This window comes from Legionella stuttgartensis (assembly GCF_977063405.2).
In genome coordinates, this window is record NZ_CDRUHA020000060.1 from 284,297 (window position 1) to 300,533 (window position 16,237).

A 16,237-nucleotide genomic window follows, 5' to 3' on the forward strand; every position below is an offset into this window, starting at 1 on the left:
CGATTGTGTTAAAAATCAACTACTTGTTTTCATAATAAAAGTTACACTATCTTATTATCTAATAAAGAGATTTTCATGGACGAAAATAACAATAAATCCCTAGCCTTTCATGTTTGGATAGTGTGCGCCCTGGGTTTGTTCATTGATGGTTATGATTTATATATTGCTTCAGTAGCCGAACCGTTTATTAATGCGGTATACCATCCATCCTCCTTCATGATTGGGCTCACTCAGGCTGCAGCACCTTTGGGTGCGGTATTTGGCGCAATCATTGTGGGACGATTGGCAGATATGGTCGGTAGGAAAAGCATGCTCATTATCAATCTTATCTTTTTTGTAGTCATTGCGATTTGTTCCGCATTTGCTTGGAATATAACCTCTCTTTGTGTGTTTCGATTCTTACTTGGTTTTGGGGTCGGTGCGGATTATCCTATCTGTGCAGCCTATTTGGCCGAAATGATCCCGCCACATAAAAATAGCCAATTCATCGCGACGGCGATGTTTATCAATTGTCTTGCTTCACCAGTAGGTGTTATCGTTGCCTGGTTATTATTTAAGCTTCATCCTCAACTGGATGTGTGGCGCTGGATCTTTGCTTCAGGAGCAATTCCTGCCATAGTAGGGTTGTTATTAAGGGCCAAATTACCTGAAAGTTTTTTATGGAAAGTTCATCAACGTTTAAAGCCACGTTCCAAACATACAATTCTTACAAATTACCGATTTATATTTTCTCCACGAATGATAAGGATTTCCGTTTGTCTTTGCCTGTGCTGGTTTTTATTAGATATCTCTTATTACGGCATAGGGTTATTTACTCCCTATGTTTTACAAGCATTTAACTTATCGAGCGAAGCTAATTTTTTAAATGCACAAACCGAAGTACTGAAAAGCACTTTAGTGGTCAATGTTTTTGTTTCGTTAGGGGCTTTTGCAGTCATTTTTTTTGTAAATCACGTGCCTCTGATTAAATTGCAAAAAACGGGATTCTTATTTTCGTTTTTGGGTTTATTAATCCTTAGCATAAGCTATCTATTCCCCAGCAATATTATGATTTTCGCGGGGTTCATCCTCTTCAATTTCTTTATAAATTTTGGCCCTGGAATTTCAACATATCTGCTGCCTGCAAAGCTTTATAATCCTGAATTTAAAGCTACAGGCCATGGCCTTGCGGCCGGGACAGGTAAGTTTGGAGCCTTTATTGGAACCGTATTTTTACCTGTATTTCAAGTTCGATTGGGTATTTATCTGACATTAGCTATCCTGGCCAGTACGCTCCTGCTGGGTTGGTTATTAACAAAATGGTTAGAAGGAGAAGAGGCTAAAATGGCTACTCTATCCGAGCCAATTTCTGAACATACATTGCTAACAACGTCTTAAAAGGGAAATTATGAATTATCAACTGAGTGAAGAACAACACGGTTTTTGGAATGAGCAGGGATTTATAATAGTACGTGATTTCTTATTTATTGAGTTGAAACAACAACTTAAAACCTGGTGTGATGAATTAACATCCTGGCCTGAAACACCAGGAAAATGGATGAAATATTTTGAGCAAAATGCAAAGGGAGAGCGCCAGCTTTGTCGCGTTGAAAATTTTATTGATTATCATCAAGGTATGAATGATGTTGCCAATAGTACACGCACTTTAAACTTAGTCTCCTCATTAATGGGAGAGAAAGCGGCTATTTTCAAAGAAAAAATTAATTATAAATTCCCCGGTGGAGGTGGATTTAAACCGCACCAAGATGCTCCTGCTTTTATTAGTTTTAATCAGCGATATCACATTACCATGATGGTGGCTATAGATGATTGCACTTTAGAAAATGGTTGTTTGCAAGTGGTTAAGGGCGGTGCGAATAAGCCGATAATCCTTCCTCAAGAGGCGGATGGTTCAATTAGTAAAGAGATGGCCGAGACTTTTTCCTGGTCTCCAATCGAATGTAAAACTGGCGACGTTATTTTATTTGATTCCTACTTACCTCATTATTCTGAAGCTAATCGCAGCAATAAACCTCGGCGGGCTCTTTTTATTACCTTTAGCAAATTTGCTGAAGGGGGGATTAAACGAGAAGCTTATTATCAGGATAAAAGAGACAAATTTCCTCCTGACTGTGAACGTGATCCTAATAAAGATTATTCGGCCGGTGCTGCTATTTATAATGTGGCTAATCCTATTACTGCTACTGAAGTCATGTAATGAACACAATGAATCTAATAAACCAAAAAATTGATAGGGCATTTCAGTATTTGTGTTTCGCCGAAGACATGGATTACATAGGAGAGGCTGTTTCGCAATTAGAACATGCCTTACAGTGTGCTTATTTTGCTGAGCAAGCGGGGCATAATCGGGAGGTTATTCTGGCATGCTTATTTCATGATGTGGGGCATTTTATTCCAGATACCAAGCAAAATACGATGGCCGATTTGGGGGTGGTGCATCATGAATGGCTCGGAGCCCAATTGGCATATGCCCTTGGATTTTCTGCAAAAGTTGCTTTGCTCATTGGCCATCATGTGAATGCCAAGCGCTATTTGGCAGCCAAGAAAAAAGATTATTTTACACGATTATCTACGGCAAGTAGGCAAACACTTATCTTTCAAGGTGGCGTAATGTCGGATGAGGAGATGGTTAACTTTGAAAGGAATATGCATTTTAAAGATATATTACGCGTTCGGGTTAATGATGAAAAAGCCAAAAAACTTGATTTTCAGGTCCCTGAGCTCACTTATTATCGCCCCTATTTATATAAGCATTTTGAAGAAACAGGGCGTACTACTGAGCATTTAGTACTACCCGATTTTGTCGATAATGCATGGGTAGAGCAATTTAAAGCGTCGCTTGAAAATGAATGTAATGCAGTAGGCTAATTCCAAGACTGACCATGAGGTCAGTCAGCTTTTCCCACGATATGATTCAATAATTGTGCTTTATGAAAAAATATCGACCTATCAAGAAAAAAAAGATAGAATAATAGTGATCTTTTAAGTCGGTTGCCCGGTTAGTTCAATGGCCAAGAATGAACATGTACACACAAATAACTCAAGAAAAAAGACAACTCTGGATTATTTTACTGATCGTCTTAATCAGTTTTATTGGTTCATCTATTGCTTATCCAATTCTGCCACCTCTGTTTTTACAATCTACTAATCAGTTAATTATCTCTCCCGAATGGACTGAAAACAGCAGGCGTATTTTACTCGGGCTAACCCTTGCAATTTTTCCGCTCGGACAATTCATTGGTTCCCCCATTTTGGGGCGAAGTTCTGATTTGTACGGGCGTAAAAAAATACTGATAATTAGCTTGGCGGGTAGCACGCTGGGTTATCTCTTAACGGTCATATCATTTTGGACAAACTGCTTTTGGCTTTTATTATTCAGCCGCTTTTTAACGGGATTTATGGAGGGTACCTTTGCGGTGGCAAGAGCACTCGCGTCAGAACTAACCACTATTAACAAGTTTGTGAGTTTTGGCAGGATCAACAGCATGGCGGGTATTGGCTACATCATTGGACCAATCGTCGGTGGGTTATTATCCAATTCATACATTGTCCCTTGGTTTTCATGGTCATTCCCTTTTACTTTTGCAGCAATCGCATCAATTACCACACTGGGACTTTCCTGGTGGAAATTGCCGGAACATAAAATTCTGCACCAAGCGGAAAAAGAAAGTATATTGAGCAAACTCAACATTATTAGACAATTCAAATTATTATTTCAAAATCATCCCCACTTAATTCATTTGCTGATTATCAGCACACTGTTTACCTTTGCCGTGGATATCTTTTACGAATTTGGCCCAGTTTATCTAGCCGGAAAATGGGATATGTCTCCGGGGATGATCGCAGCTTATAATGCTGTATTATCAGCCGCACTTGCTTTAGGGGCCGCATGGCTTCCGCAGCATCTTTCAAAACGAATGCCGATTCATAAAATTATTATCTTGGCTATGTTGGCGACTTCTTTGATTTTTGCTGCCATGATTGCTTTTCAATATCCTTCAATCATGTTGCTGTTCTTTGGACTCATTGGATTTAGCATTACGAGTGTCACAACAACCTTGACAATACATATCTCAAATAGGTCTCATACTACCATTCAGGGGGAAGTCATGGGCGCTCAAGTAAGTTTGCGGACATTAGGTGATGCTATTATTTGCTTTACCGGGGGCTTACTGATTGTTGTATCCATTATTTTGCCCATTGTTTTATGTTGTATTACCGCATTGATTGCGAGTATTTTGTGTGTGCTCTATTTAAAACCCACAGCTCATAATTAAAAATTCAGTGTTCTCAAAATTCAAATCGCTGTGGGTTGACCAGTAAAAATGGTGTTTAACGAAGTCTTGGATAATCAGTATATCCTTCTTTTCCACCACCATAATAAGTCCTATTATCAGCCACAGTAAGAGGAGCATTTTCAGTAAACCGTACAGGAAGATCCGGATTTCCAATAAACAAGGAGCCGAAAGATATTGCATCTGCGAGCCCTTGTGAGAGAACCTCTTCAGCTGTTTCTTTAGTGTAGCCCATATTCAAAACGAGAATGCCAGAAAATATTTTTCGTATCTGAGGAGCAAGAGGTTGTATCTCTTTAGGTAGATGGGTAGGCTCCATAAAATGAAGAATTCCCAGTTTTCTTTTTTCCAGTTGCTCTACTACGTATAAATAGGTTTGCTCAGGTGTTGAGTCACTCATACCATTAAAGGGATTCCTCGGCGATAAGCGGACAGAAACGCGTTCAGGTCCCCAAACACTAATGGCCGCATCGGTGACCTCAAGTAAAAATCGCGCTCTATTTTCAAGTGATCCACCATACATATCATCACGATGATTTGAACCATCTTCTAAAAACTGATGGGGTAAATACCCATTGGCACCATGTATTTCTACTCCATCAAATCCTGCCAATTGGGCTGCCTCAGCTGCTTTTCTATACTCTTCAATTGTATTTTTGATTTCATCAAGGAGGAGTGCACGTGGAGTCAGGGTATCTTTAGGCCCTTGCAGAGTAAATGCTTGTCCTTTAAATGAAATCGCAGAGGGGGCAACAGGTAGTTTTCCTCCCTGAAAATCAGGATGAGATACTCTTCCCACATGCCACAATTGAGCAAATATTTGGCCTCCATTTTCATGTACTGCCTGAGTTACTTTTTGCCATCCCTTAATCTGTTCTTCGGTATAAATTCCTGGCGTGAAAATATAACCAATTCCCTCTGGGCTAATTTGTGTTCCTTCCGTAAAGATTAAACCTGCAGAAGCCCTTTGCGCATAATATTCTGCCATAAGATCATTAGGTATTTGGGTAGTGGCTCTAGACCGCGTCATTGGTGCCATAAAGACTCGATTTTTAAATTGAAGATTCAATTTGTTTAGGGGCGATATAAGTTTTAAAGTGTTCATAAAACGATCCTTAAATGTTTCCTTTTATTAAAAGATAGCATGTTTTATCTATGGGATAATCATTTGATTTGGAATTAAACTATTGCAATAATAGAACTATGAAAGTCGATTACGAAAGTATTAAATATTTCAATAAGGTTGCGGAAAAATTAAGTTTTGTGCAGGCGGCCAATGAATTGAATATTCAGAAATCATTACTGAGTAGGCATATTGCTGAGCTTGAAAAACAACTTGGAGTCAGGCTATTTCATCGGACTACACGCAGGGTAGCACTTACAGAGGAAGGTCAGACTTTTTTTCAAGAGATTCGCGATGGGGTTCATATTTTTGATCAGGCCATTGAATCCGTGCAATCAACTCAAAGTACTCCGCATGGGACGGTGAGGATTTCTACACCTGTAGAATTAGGGCTTTATTTGCTTGAGCATGTTATGCCAGGTTTTCTTGAAGCTTATCCGTTAGTTAAAATTGAATGGGATTTTTCTTCTGAGAAAAGAAATTTATTGCAGAATCGACTTGATTTAGTGATTCGTGCGGGTCGTCCACTTGAAGACTCTCTGGTAATTCGAAAGATCGGAAAAGCTTCTTTTAGGGCGTTTGCTTCGCCCGAATTGAAAATTCCTAATCTCGAAAATTGTTCTATTAATATCATTGAACAATTACCTTGGATTTTATTCGAGCCCCATAATAAAAAAGCAGGTAATAAAATTAAAATAAAAAAGGAAGGAAGAGAATTTGAATTTTCACCGAATAAAATAGCATCGTATCAAGTAAATAACATTACTGCAGTAAGAACGCTGATAATGCAAGGTATTGGTATTGGTTTCTTACCTCGTTTAATATTTGAAAATGAAGTTGAGGCTGGCACGATAAAAGAACTTGTTCCAAGAATCGAATTGCAAACTGATACGGAGCTCTTTTTAGTTTTCCCATCTAAAAGCCATATATCGCCTAAAACCAGGGCATTAAGTGAATGGATTCTTTCTCGAATCAAGCTTGATTAAAATGTCCAATCCTAGGCCTCAATGAACTCGACCCGATTTCGTCCTCGCGTTTTTGCACGATACAATGCATCATCAGCAAGATTTAATAGACTGGTTGAATTATTTTCCTTGGGAATGCAAACAGCTACACCAACACTAATCGTTATAAAAGGAGATACATCTGAATCTGGATGGGGGAGCTCCAACTTACAAACGGCTTGTCGTAATGACTCGGCGAATTTGATTGCATCGGCAATTTGAGTATCGGGCAAAATACAGGTAAATTCTTCACCACCATAGCGTGCAAGTAAATCAGTGCTACGGGTAACTCTGTTTTTTAATGCTTGAGCGACATATTTTAAAGCATCATCACCCGCCAGGTGACCAAGACTGTCGTTGTAACGTTTAAAGAAATCAATATCCATCATAATAATTGCTATGGGTTTGGCATACCGCAAGGCACGGCTCCATTCCTGTTGAAGAAAGTCATCGAATCGACGACGATTCGCTATCCCGGTTAATCCATCCAAATATGACATTTCTTGTAGTAAAACTTGGAGCTTCTTTTTTTCAGTAATATCTTCACCTACACCCACAAAATGTTGAATTTCTCCATGAGTATTAAAAACAGGGGCAATGCTCCACGATTGCCAGAGGGTAATGCCATTTTTTCGATGGTAGAGAAGCTCTCCCCTCCAGCACATACCCGATTTAATTGTTTTCCATAAATTAGCTAAGTCATTTCTTGGTGTCATGTTCCCATGAAAAATATCTGTTTTTTGACCGTGCAATTCTTCTCTGGAATAGCCTGTCAATTTGATAATTTGCGGATTGGCGTAAATAATTGTTCTTTGTTTATCAACGATCAGAACTGATGCGGGGCTTTGTTCGATAGCCGCTTGCATTTCACGTAAACGATTTCTCTCCTGCATGGATTGAGTAATATCATGAAATGCGACCACAATCCCGTGGGTATTTTTTTTTAACTTAATTGGCGTTGTAATTAGAGAAACAGGGAAGCAGGTACCATCTTTACGCCAAAAATAATCCTCATCACTCATGTAAGGTTTTTCTGTTTGTATTACTTCCAAATTTTTACAATCTTCGATTGGATAGGGGATGCCACTATGGTAGGAGTAATGAAATAGTTGATGGGCGTTTTGACCAAGCATTTCGGCTTCTTCATAACCTAGGATGTTGCACGCTGCGGCATTCACAAACTCGATCTTAGCTTCTTTATTGATAACTAATAATCCCTCGCCTAGTGCAGATGTAATGTCACGTAAATATTGTTCACTTTGTTCCCCCTGCTTTTTGGCTTGTTGTAAATCACGGGCTATTTTTGCATTTATTTGGAGTGCTTCTTCTAATTCTTGGGTGCGTTTTCTGACTTTATCTTCAAGAATAATAGTATTTTGAAATACTCCAAAATCGGTACGTGGAGCATTCATATCTTGTTCTGCTCTATCAATCAACGCCTTAACAATTTTATTGAGGCGTTCGATTTCCGCCTGCAATTCTTTGTTATTAAGGGTGCTCTTTTCAGGCATCGCGGTTTTCCTGTAATGCACCTATAGCTAGGCCAGTAATGGTTTGATTTATATGAATACCCTTGAATTGTTCTCCATAAGTGCTAAAGCCAACAACGTTATTATTCTGAAAAATCTTTTCTACGTCTTGTTTCAGTCCCTGACGTTGCATCTCCAAATTACGGAGAATGCAATCACAAGCCAGGACCAATTGTGGCTTGCCAATGGATGTTTGAATGTCTTGGAATGTTTGCTCTACATTTTTTATTAGATCAATTCCGTGAGCAGCCATAAACACTAAACCGTTATCGATTGCGCAGTAAAACTTTAAACTGCCATCTGGATTAGCTTTTTGAATCGAGCGCACATAATCAACACCGTTAATGCGTATCACTAAGGGTGTCGCAGAAAACTGCATGGGATCTAGTTTATCCACTTGCGTTTTTACTATGCGAGCATATTCTTCCACTGCCGGATAGCCATTAATTTCATTCACAATACGTTGTTCGGGATCTGCTTGGGTCACGACCATTTTTTCGGTTCCACAAACAAAATGTTGGGCTTTGAATAATTTAAACGGATAGATCGTATTAATCAGGATAAGGGCTACAGAATCAGTGTGGAAAGCACCTTCAGCAAAGACCCATGTTTTCTTAAAACGGAGATCATCGCCGGCGGAACCACCAAAAAGGGCAATTTCTCCTAAGATATCTTGTAATACATTAGTTACTTGTTCTTCGCGTTGAGACAATCCATCCACTAACAAAAAGGCGAAGCTATTTTCAGAATTAGTAGAAGGCGCTCGTGCTTCAAGTCGCTGTAGCAGGTTATTCACAAACACCTGCCCTTTATCGTAATTAATATTTTTTAAATCGCTTAGGTATCCAGCAGCGGCTGTAAATCCATCCGATGCGAAGCTAACCCCTGAAAGAGTATGATCTGTATAACCATGGGGTCCAATTTCACCTGCGGTTGTACATCCAATCACCTTCACATTTGGAAAAAGGGAATTTATTGCATTAGCTATGCCATTAAGATCATAATGACTTGAACAAAAAAATAGAACAAGTTCCATATTAGGCTGACATACTGCGGCATGAAACTCCCTGACTGCGGTATGCGGTTCTTTCGAAGAGGACTGTCCAACACGAATGGATTGCTGAGTGCTCATCTAACCTACTCCATGTTTTAGATGCATGCTTGCAAAACAGGCTCTAAATCTCTTAATTGTTAATTATTCGCAATAACTAAATTAATATAAATATAGCATAGGCCTTTTTCACAATGAAGGTTAATACCAAAGAACTAAGGTCAACCTTAATGATACTAATTTAAGAATACTTTTCTATATCCTGTCTGCCTACGTCCCGCGACTTGTTCGGGGGATCCAGCTAGAAAGCCTACGTTTCGCGAACACGTAGCGGAACGTAGGCTCCAGGAGAATAAGCGGAACTTAGTGTCATTGTGATAACACCTATTTTTCCATATTAATAGATAACGTTTGTAGGGTGGCAGGAGAGAAAATTTTCCAGCCGCTCTAATTGTACGTGCAATGGGCTTCTATATTGGGATTGTTGTCGATAGTATTTGGCTTTGATAAAAAGCCATGTTGAAGCATGCTTGATAAAGGCCATTGTAGTTGCTGATGCTCCATTACTTTACCATTACACGAACTCAAAATAAGTTGTCCATTACGATTAAAAATAGAAAAATTTTTGTCATCCGGTAAATTTTGTATTCTTTCCACAGATAAGGAGGTCATTCTGGGATTGGTGATGAGGGCGGCATACATAGAGTCCATACGGTTTTCTAGCAATTCATTAGACATCGATTCAAAATATTTTTGCGCGCAAAGGGATAATGGGGCTGCGCTGCCTGCAAGAGTTTTTACTAATCCGTACTCTCCTGAGGGTAAAATCCCTTTTTTCAGAAGAAAATCACCTTTATTATCTGCCAAATAGAAACTATTTTGTTCCTTGAAAATATCCAAGGCTCCTAGTTTATAGGCTCCATCTTTACAACCTGTGGGACCTAAAGCATCCGTGACAAGAATAATTTTGTTTTTAATTGTATTTTGTATAAGAGAAATAAATGAATGTGATAAGTGTACTCCATCAACAATGAGCTCCACGCCAGCGGGACAACGATCCGGATTTTCAAGTATCCATTGGACAACGTGACTTTTCGAATCGTTTAAAGTAAGTTCTCGTGTTTCTCGGCTACATGATTCTTGGCAGCCATTACCGAGATGGGTAAATCCGCAGGCACCTGCTGCAACAGCACGCCCAATGACCTCTTTATCACTTGGATTGCAATGCCCAATGAATACTTTTACAAAAATGCCTTCTTGCTCAAGCGCTTTTGTTTGTTTAATAAATTCTTCTGCACCAGGTAAATCGGGGGCAATGGTAATTTTCCATTGTTTTATATTAGGTGCCACGCTAATAATATCTCTAAATTTTTCTAGAGAAATACTGTCTTGGAGCGCATCTTCAGCATGAGCTCCCTTACAACTCTTGGCAATGAAGGGGCCTTCTAGATGCACTCCAACAATTTGAGTGTGTCCTGCGGTAGGGGAAAGGTCTTGTTTCAGAATAAAATCATTAATTTTTATCAGTGATTTTTTTAGGGCGGGAATTGGCATAGATACTAAAGTTGCTAATGCGTAAGAAAGTCCGGTTTTTCCTAGAGCTTTAACGATGCATTCTAATGGTTCGTCACTCATTTCATTGTTTAAGTCAGCGAAATCAATACCACCTTGACCATGAACATGAGCGTCTAACATCCCTGGCATTAAGAAATAGGAGCCTTTAGAATCAATAATTTTTTCCTCTTGCAGAAGCGATAAATCATCCTCTAAATTGAATAATACTTTGACACCCTCATTGGTAACTTGTACATGCTTTAATTCTTTAATCCCTTCATCGTTATAAACATAAATATTTTTAATTAGCATCTAAATACCCTCATAGGGATAAACTCCAGTTAAGGATCTAAAATAATCTAAAATATATCTTTAAGAACTTAACCCCCTCAGGAAATGCCCTAGAGTTCCGCTGCTAAATTAGCTAGAATCGTAAGTCGATAAATCAAGTGTTTTACTATTCATTGGCATCCTGCGCAATCGTAATTGTAACAAAATATAAGAGTGAGATGAATGAATGGTTTGTGTCGCTTTTAGTCAGCCACTCTTTTTTATTCTGAATTCTTGTTTATATCGGATATAACGCCTCGAACTCTCGGAGAAAATATTTATGTTTAGTCGCATTTTTGTTAGGGAAACACCTGAAGGTATGGCAAGTAGGGCTGCTCGAGAAATTCAAAAGAAAATTATAGAAAATAATAAGAAAAATAAACCAACAGTTTTAGGACTCGCAACAGGAAGTACTCCTGAACCTTTATATAAAGAATTAGTTCGTCTGCATAAAGAAGAAAACTTAGATTTTTCATTAGTGATTACATTTAATTTAGATGAGTATTGGGGCTTAGAAGCAAACCATAATCAATCTTATAACTACTACATGCATCATCATTTTTTCAATCATGTGAATATCAAAGAAGAAAATATTCATATGCTTGATGGAACTGTGCCACTTGAGTTAATTGAAGAGCATGCGAAAAAATATGAAGAAATGATTAAAAAGGTTGGTGGCATAGATATTCAAATTTTAGGTGTAGGTTTAAACGGTCATATTGGTTTTAATGAACCACGCTCCCCATTTAATTCGATAACACGATTAATCGAGCTAGATGATAAGACTCGTATAGCGAATCAACGATTTTTTAAAACAATAAACGAGGTTCCGACTCATGCAATAACCATGGGAATTGGAACGATTTTGCAAAACAGCAAAGCCTGTTATTTGCTAGCGACAGGTCCGGCCAAAGCAGATATTATTTCTGCTGTTTATGCTGCCTCTTCACCGAATGAAGAGATTCCTGCAACCGCTTTGTATGCTCATAAAGATGTTACGATAATACTTGATAAAGAAGCAGCATCTAAGTTGCCGGCCTCGCTTCAAACTAGTAAATCATCATTATTATCTGGAAGTATTTATGCTCTTAAAACTCCAGTCGAGCCTCAATTCGTTCCTGTTTCTGAAGCACTTCAGCACAATAGTCTAACCCAGTAAAATAATACCGGTGCTCTATCTTTTGCCGCTTTAAAATGTATTAAATTTTCAAGCGGCAAAAATCGCTTAATCTAACAGAGGATTTTGAATTATCGTAACCTCTGGTGCGGGGGAATGAAACAAATATATAATCAGTACAATGAGAAAAATCACTGTAGAAATATAAAATACAATTTTAGCATTAGCTATGGACCCAGGATCGGTTCCTTTAAATGCAATGTATCCTGAGGCAATCGCTATAACTAAAAAAATAAAAGCTGCGGTTAACATTTTATCGTTCCTTTTTCAGAGTAAAAAGTATTAATTACATTGGTTACAATAGATTTTAAAAGTGGTCATACTTTTTACGTTCTATTCGTTCTAATTATAGATATCTTTGGCAGGGTTAGTATTTGCAGAGGTATTAACAGGTTAGGACCAAGCTCTGGTCCTAACCTACGTTTCGGAATTGGTAATTTTATTAATAACCTACCTGTCAATTTTGAGGAACCATTTGGCTTTTTCTATATGTTCCTTGTGATTGACCAGCCTGATAATTTACCTGTCCTTTTTGATAAGTTCCTTGACTATAATTAAACTGGGTATTTTGCTGGCCTAGCTGATTACTTTGGTAATTAACTTGGGAATGTCTATATCTTTTTTGATAATTGACTTGACCACCTTGATAACCGACCTGGTTCTTTTTATATCCTAAGTGGTGGTTATAATACTTGGTATTACCATATCCAACATAATTATTGTGGTATCCAATATGTCTATTATAGTTTCTATAGCCGGAATAATATCCTATGTTTCCAGTGCTATATCCTAAATTGTTAGAGTAATACCCGACCCCCGAGTAATAGTTAGGTGTATACCTATAAGAAGAAGTATTATAGTAGCGATAAGGACTGCTGTAGTAGCCACTATTCCATCCTACTCCATGATAACCTCTAGTATATCCTGGTGAAACATAGCCAGAAGAATAGGCATAGTTAGTACGGTATCCAGGTGAGTTAACAGACTCCGTTGTAGTACAAGCACCTAGACCCAGCATAGTTGAAGCAATACATACAAAATTGATAGTTTTATTCATTACGACCTCCATGTGATAAATGCAACTTTAGTGTAGTAGCTGATCTTAATTTAATCAAACTGAATTATTATCAAGCATTTATCTTGGTTGGGTCATACTGGGGTTCATTTATATGAATTAACGTTTATTACTTATAAATAATTACCCCATGAATTATGACGAAAAATGAAACAAATTGCGGGTAGATACCTAATTCTATCCTGGAATAAACCCGCAGAAAAAACGAGGGCGCCAATGTATATTATAATTAATGTAGTACATATGGAGTTAGCTACTCGATTCGATGTACCAGATAGGGAGACGCAACATGACTACTCAGGTTGATATTTTGTATGTAGAAGATGATGAGGTGGATATTGAGACGATGCAACGTGAGTTTACCAAAATGAATAAGGCAGTCGGGATTGCTATAGCAAAAAATGGGAAAGAGGCGCTGGATCTGCTATATGGACGTCATGGTAAGAATAAGATTAAGCCAAATGTGATATTACTTGATCTCAACATGCCTCAAATGAACGGCATTGATTTTTTGAAAAAGTTAAGGAAAGGCTTTGATTTTGGCGATATAAAGGTTTTTGTGCTTACTAGCGTATACACTACGGAAGAAAAGCTCATCACCAGGGATTTGCATGTATCTGGTTGTATTATCAAACCTCTGCAGTATACGGATGCGCTAAATATTTTGTGGTGTGCCTCTGCAAGTGATGAAATGTCAAAATTATTTTTTATGCAGTAAGTGACAGTATAGTTTAGTATGATTTCGAATATCTAATCCCCATAATCCTTTCTTTTATAAAGATATCAAAAATATCTACGTTGTTTGTGTATTGATGCTAACTAAAACTTTATTTTTGCGAATCAATAAAAGCTTTAATTTTGATAAAACAATAATGAAGAAATTGTTCATTGAGTTTAATTCGAGAAACTCCTTCTTCCTGATTCTGCAAATTAATTAGTTCAATTAGAGAGGCGTTTGCATCTGAGTTAAGAGAGTTTATGGTCTCTTTGGTATCTACTCCATATCGGTCTGAATCTAATCTTCCATTTCCATGTACGAGGCAATTTCGAACTTTAGAAATATCGATTAATGCGCTCCAGTACTCACTATCAATACGATATCCTAGTTCTCTAAGGGCCATTTCAAATCGCGATATACTTGCGTTTTTCTTAATTAAATGAGCACTGCACTGATGATACAAGGCTGCTTCTAATTGGGAATAAATTTGTAGAAAAGTCGATTCAATCAAGATATTTAAACGTTCTCTAGAACACTCGAGAGTATTTGCTTCATCTCTTGTTTGTTCCTGGTTGTTCTTCGATTCTAAAAGCGATATGTCTCTTTGGATTGATGCGGCTATCAATTCGTAAGTATTTAGTTGATAATTAATTATTTTTATAAATTTAAATTGATTCATTAATCATTATCCAAGATTATAAAAGTCGTTCTATTTTTTAATGGAAAACACAGCTGCAGATTGTAACAAAATAATATTAAATAATTCAGCTAAATAAGGACGAAAATGATTTTAATGAGTTTTTGGAGTTTTTTAAAAGAACTATTTAATAATTGGAGTGACGATAGAGTTTCAAGTAAGGCTGCAGCCCTAGCATATTATATGCTGTTTTCACTTGCTCCAATTTTATTAATTTGTATCTCCATTGTTGGTATGGTATTTGGAGAGGAAGCGTCTCGTGGCCAAATTTTGTCCCAAGCAAGCAGTTTAATAGGAAGAGAACCTGCGTTACAAATTCAAGAAATAATTCAAAATGCGAGCAAGCCCACCAACTCCTTTATTACTAAAATAGTAAGCTTCATTATTCTTTTGTTTAGTGCATCGGGCGTTTTCACGGAAATTCAAGTGGGATTAAATGAGATATGGGGCGTCAAAATTAATCCGAACAGGGGATGGTTTACCAAGATAAAAAATCGTTTTTTTCCTTTTGTAATTGTTTTAGGTGTGGCTTTTTTATTATTAGTCTCATTAATTTTTAGTACTTTTTTAGCACTTTTAGGTAAGTATTTAAATTATATTGTAGGTACAAGTATTTTAATGGATTTTATCATCAGCCATTTGCTCTCGTTTGTTCTAATTACATTATTATTTGCTATGACATTTAAAGTTCTTCCTGATGTGATTTTGCGATGGCGTGATGTGTGGTTAGGCGCATTAATCACTTCGGTATTATTTAGCTGCGGTAAAATTCTCATTGAATATTATCTGATTCAATTTCATAAATTTTCTATATTTGGAGCTGCAGGCTCTTTAATTATTATCTTGATATGGATGTTTTATTCTTCGCAAATTTTCTTCATTGGGGTAGAAATTACAAAAATACTCTTTATAAATGAGGGTAAAAAAATTGTAATTATGAGAAATGCCATTAAAGAAAATTAAGTGAATTAATACCTATTATACTGAGAAGATGAATCAGGCAGAGACTCGACCGTGTTCTGTGCCTCTTTGGGGGTGGTAAACGATGGTATTTGTTTAAATAAAGAACCGAAACAAGGGATATCCTCTAGAGTTTCCAGAACCTCATCTGAATTTTTTGGTAATTTGCTGTAGCTGTGTTTTATCGGCGTTTCGTCATTATTCATATCGAGTGCCGTAAAAAGACGACTTATTGCATCTTTTGCAAGAAGATACGCGCTACTCACGGCTAAGGCGGGGATCAATAAAGTGCAAATAACCCCTGCTGCAAGAACCGCTCCTACAGCAACGGGTGCTGGGAGTAATAAAAGGAAGAGGAGAGTTGTTGATATTGAGCTAATTAGAGGCCCATTTCCTGGATCTAATTCCTTATTTTGGTTTGGGAATAACCATTCCGTAAATTTCTCTGAGAGATACCCTGCGCCTTTGAAAGTACCGCCAAGAACTAGGACGGGAAAAACAAGGGCGAGCATGGCAAGCAACAATGCAACTATTGCAACGCTTGCAAGTGCAGTGAAGGGTAATAAAAGTAGGGTCAATATACCAGCTAGAGCGTTTCTCATTTTTATTGTTACCCCAGAGGTGGTTTGTTTTTTATATTAGCATAGTGATTATTAAGTGATGCTTAAGATGCTGTTTGGAACAGCATATATCGACTTCTTAAGCTATACTTTTGGGTATGGAA

General features: G+C 37.6%; 16 protein-coding genes. 8 read left to right on the plus strand and 8 right to left on the minus strand.

Annotated features, from left to right (window positions below; genetic code table 11):
- Positions 1–75 precede the first annotated feature (75 nt).
- The 4 genes from ACWTEW_RS20635 (at position 76) to ACWTEW_RS20650 (ending at position 4,277) form a co-directional block, all read left to right on the plus strand.
- Positions 76–1,377 carry an MFS transporter gene (locus ACWTEW_RS20635; RefSeq protein WP_454780385.1) on the plus strand — a complete coding sequence of 434 codons (1,302 nt, stop codon included), beginning with the start codon at positions 76–78 and terminating at the stop codon, positions 1,375–1,377.
- 10 nt (positions 1,378–1,387) lie between these two features.
- Positions 1,388–2,197, plus strand: a complete 810-nt coding sequence (locus ACWTEW_RS20640) for a phytanoyl-CoA dioxygenase family protein (RefSeq protein WP_454780386.1) — start codon at positions 1,388–1,390, stop codon at positions 2,195–2,197.
- An 8-nt stretch (positions 2,198–2,205) separates the two neighbouring features.
- A complete protein-coding gene (locus ACWTEW_RS20645) occupies positions 2,206–2,868 on the plus strand; it encodes an HD domain-containing protein (RefSeq protein ID WP_454780387.1) in 663 nt (220 codons plus the stop codon).
- 155 nt (positions 2,869–3,023) lie between these two features.
- A complete protein-coding gene (locus tag ACWTEW_RS20650) occupies positions 3,024–4,277 on the plus strand; it encodes an MFS transporter (protein ID WP_454780388.1) in 1,254 nt (417 codons plus the stop codon).
- Positions 4,278–4,332: 55 nt separating this feature from the next.
- On the opposite strand, the gene ACWTEW_RS20655 is transcribed toward ACWTEW_RS20650, so the two are convergent.
- A complete protein-coding gene (locus ACWTEW_RS20655) occupies positions 4,333–5,400 on the minus strand; it encodes an alkene reductase (protein ID WP_454780389.1) in 1,068 nt (355 codons plus the stop codon).
- A gap of 98 nt (positions 5,401–5,498) precedes the next feature.
- Between ACWTEW_RS20655 and ACWTEW_RS20660 the strand changes: the two genes are divergently transcribed.
- Positions 5,499–6,404 (plus strand): LysR family transcriptional regulator, encoded by a 906-nt coding sequence (locus ACWTEW_RS20660; protein ID WP_454780390.1) that lies wholly within the window; start codon positions 5,499–5,501, stop codon positions 6,402–6,404.
- 11 nt (positions 6,405–6,415) lie between these two features.
- Here ACWTEW_RS20660 and ACWTEW_RS20665 read toward each other — a convergent pair whose 3' ends face one another.
- The 3 genes from ACWTEW_RS20665 to ACWTEW_RS20675 form a co-directional block, all read right to left on the minus strand.
- Positions 6,416–7,933 (minus strand): sensor domain-containing diguanylate cyclase, encoded by a 1,518-nt coding sequence (locus tag ACWTEW_RS20665; protein ID WP_454780391.1) that lies wholly within the window; start codon positions 7,931–7,933, stop codon positions 6,416–6,418.
- Positions 7,926–9,083, minus strand: coding sequence for a nitric oxide-sensing protein NosP (gene nosP, locus ACWTEW_RS20670; RefSeq protein WP_454780392.1), 1,158 nt, complete (start codon positions 9,081–9,083; stop codon positions 7,926–7,928). The genes ACWTEW_RS20665 and nosP overlap by 8 nt, the downstream gene beginning before the upstream one ends.
- Before the next feature lie 366 nt (positions 9,084–9,449).
- Positions 9,450–10,868 carry an N-acetylglucosamine-6-phosphate deacetylase gene (locus ACWTEW_RS20675; RefSeq protein WP_454780393.1) on the minus strand — a complete coding sequence of 473 codons (1,419 nt, stop codon included), beginning with the start codon at positions 10,866–10,868 and terminating at the stop codon, positions 9,450–9,452.
- 298 nt (positions 10,869–11,166) lie between these two features.
- Here ACWTEW_RS20675 and nagB point away from each other — a divergent pair, with 298 nt between their 5' ends.
- Positions 11,167–12,045, plus strand: coding sequence for a glucosamine-6-phosphate deaminase (gene nagB, locus ACWTEW_RS20680; protein ID WP_454780394.1), 879 nt, complete (start codon positions 11,167–11,169; stop codon positions 12,043–12,045).
- Between the two features lie 66 nt (positions 12,046–12,111).
- Here nagB and ACWTEW_RS20685 read toward each other — a convergent pair whose 3' ends face one another.
- Both ACWTEW_RS20685 and ACWTEW_RS20690 read right to left on the minus strand, forming a co-directional pair.
- Positions 12,112–12,315 (minus strand): DUF1328 domain-containing protein, encoded by a 204-nt coding sequence (locus ACWTEW_RS20685; RefSeq protein ID WP_454780395.1) that lies wholly within the window; start codon positions 12,313–12,315, stop codon positions 12,112–12,114.
- A gap of 205 nt (positions 12,316–12,520) precedes the next feature.
- Positions 12,521–13,120: a hypothetical protein gene (locus ACWTEW_RS20690; protein WP_454780396.1), complete on the minus strand. Its 600-nt coding sequence runs from the start codon at positions 13,118–13,120 to the stop codon at positions 12,521–12,523.
- A 307-nt stretch (positions 13,121–13,427) separates the two neighbouring features.
- Between ACWTEW_RS20690 and ACWTEW_RS20695 the strand changes: the two genes are divergently transcribed.
- Positions 13,428–13,856 (plus strand): response regulator, encoded by a 429-nt coding sequence (locus ACWTEW_RS20695; protein ID WP_454780397.1) that lies wholly within the window; start codon positions 13,428–13,430, stop codon positions 13,854–13,856.
- Positions 13,857–13,965: 109 nt separating this feature from the next.
- Here the strand turns inward: ACWTEW_RS20695 and ACWTEW_RS20700 are convergent, their stop codons facing one another.
- On the minus strand, positions 13,966–14,535 hold the full coding sequence (locus ACWTEW_RS20700) for a hypothetical protein (protein WP_454780398.1): 570 nt from the start codon (positions 14,533–14,535) through the stop codon (positions 13,966–13,968).
- A 105-nt stretch (positions 14,536–14,640) separates the two neighbouring features.
- On the opposite strand from ACWTEW_RS20700, the gene ACWTEW_RS20705 reads away from it, so the two are divergent.
- Entirely contained in the window at positions 14,641–15,516 is an 876-nt protein-coding gene (locus ACWTEW_RS20705; protein ID WP_454780399.1) for a YihY/virulence factor BrkB family protein, read from the plus strand.
- A 5-nt stretch (positions 15,517–15,521) separates the two neighbouring features.
- On the opposite strand, the gene ACWTEW_RS20710 is transcribed toward ACWTEW_RS20705, so the two are convergent.
- On the minus strand, positions 15,522–16,115 hold the full coding sequence (locus ACWTEW_RS20710; protein ID WP_454780400.1) for a hypothetical protein: 594 nt from the start codon (positions 16,113–16,115) through the stop codon (positions 15,522–15,524).
- Positions 16,116–16,237 lie beyond the last annotated feature (122 nt).

Bases quoted from the DNA above. Each gene is read 5' to 3' on its own strand.
- ACWTEW_RS20635 (WP_454780385.1), top strand. From the start codon at position 76: ATGGACGAAAATAACAATAAATCCCTAGCCTTTCATGTTTGGATAGTG.
- ACWTEW_RS20640 (WP_454780386.1), top strand. From the start codon at position 1,388: ATGAATTATCAACTGAGTGAAGAACAACACGGTTTTTGGAATGAGCAG.
- ACWTEW_RS20645 (WP_454780387.1), top strand. From the start codon at position 2,206: ATGAATCTAATAAACCAAAAAATTGATAGGGCATTTCAGTATTTGTGT.
- ACWTEW_RS20650 (WP_454780388.1), top strand. From the start codon at position 3,024: ATGTACACACAAATAACTCAAGAAAAAAGACAACTCTGGATTATTTTA.
- ACWTEW_RS20655 (WP_454780389.1), bottom strand. From the start codon at position 5,400: ATGAACACTTTAAAACTTATATCGCCCCTAAACAAATTGAATCTTCAA.
- ACWTEW_RS20660 (WP_454780390.1), top strand. From the start codon at position 5,499: ATGAAAGTCGATTACGAAAGTATTAAATATTTCAATAAGGTTGCGGAA.
- ACWTEW_RS20665 (WP_454780391.1), bottom strand. From the start codon at position 7,933: ATGCCTGAAAAGAGCACCCTTAATAACAAAGAATTGCAGGCGGAAATC.
- nosP (WP_454780392.1), bottom strand. From the start codon at position 9,083: ATGAGCACTCAGCAATCCATTCGTGTTGGACAGTCCTCTTCGAAAGAA.
- ACWTEW_RS20675 (WP_454780393.1), bottom strand. From the start codon at position 10,868: ATGCTAATTAAAAATATTTATGTTTATAACGATGAAGGGATTAAAGAA.
- nagB (WP_454780394.1), top strand. From the start codon at position 11,167: ATGTTTAGTCGCATTTTTGTTAGGGAAACACCTGAAGGTATGGCAAGT.
- ACWTEW_RS20685 (WP_454780395.1), bottom strand. From the start codon at position 12,315: ATGTTAACCGCAGCTTTTATTTTTTTAGTTATAGCGATTGCCTCAGGA.
- ACWTEW_RS20690 (WP_454780396.1), bottom strand. From the start codon at position 13,120: ATGAATAAAACTATCAATTTTGTATGTATTGCTTCAACTATGCTGGGT.
- ACWTEW_RS20695 (WP_454780397.1), top strand. From the start codon at position 13,428: ATGACTACTCAGGTTGATATTTTGTATGTAGAAGATGATGAGGTGGAT.
- ACWTEW_RS20700 (WP_454780398.1), bottom strand. From the start codon at position 14,535: ATGAATCAATTTAAATTTATAAAAATAATTAATTATCAACTAAATACT.
- ACWTEW_RS20705 (WP_454780399.1), top strand. From the start codon at position 14,641: ATGATTTTAATGAGTTTTTGGAGTTTTTTAAAAGAACTATTTAATAAT.
- ACWTEW_RS20710 (WP_454780400.1), bottom strand. From the start codon at position 16,115: ATGAGAAACGCTCTAGCTGGTATATTGACCCTACTTTTATTACCCTTC.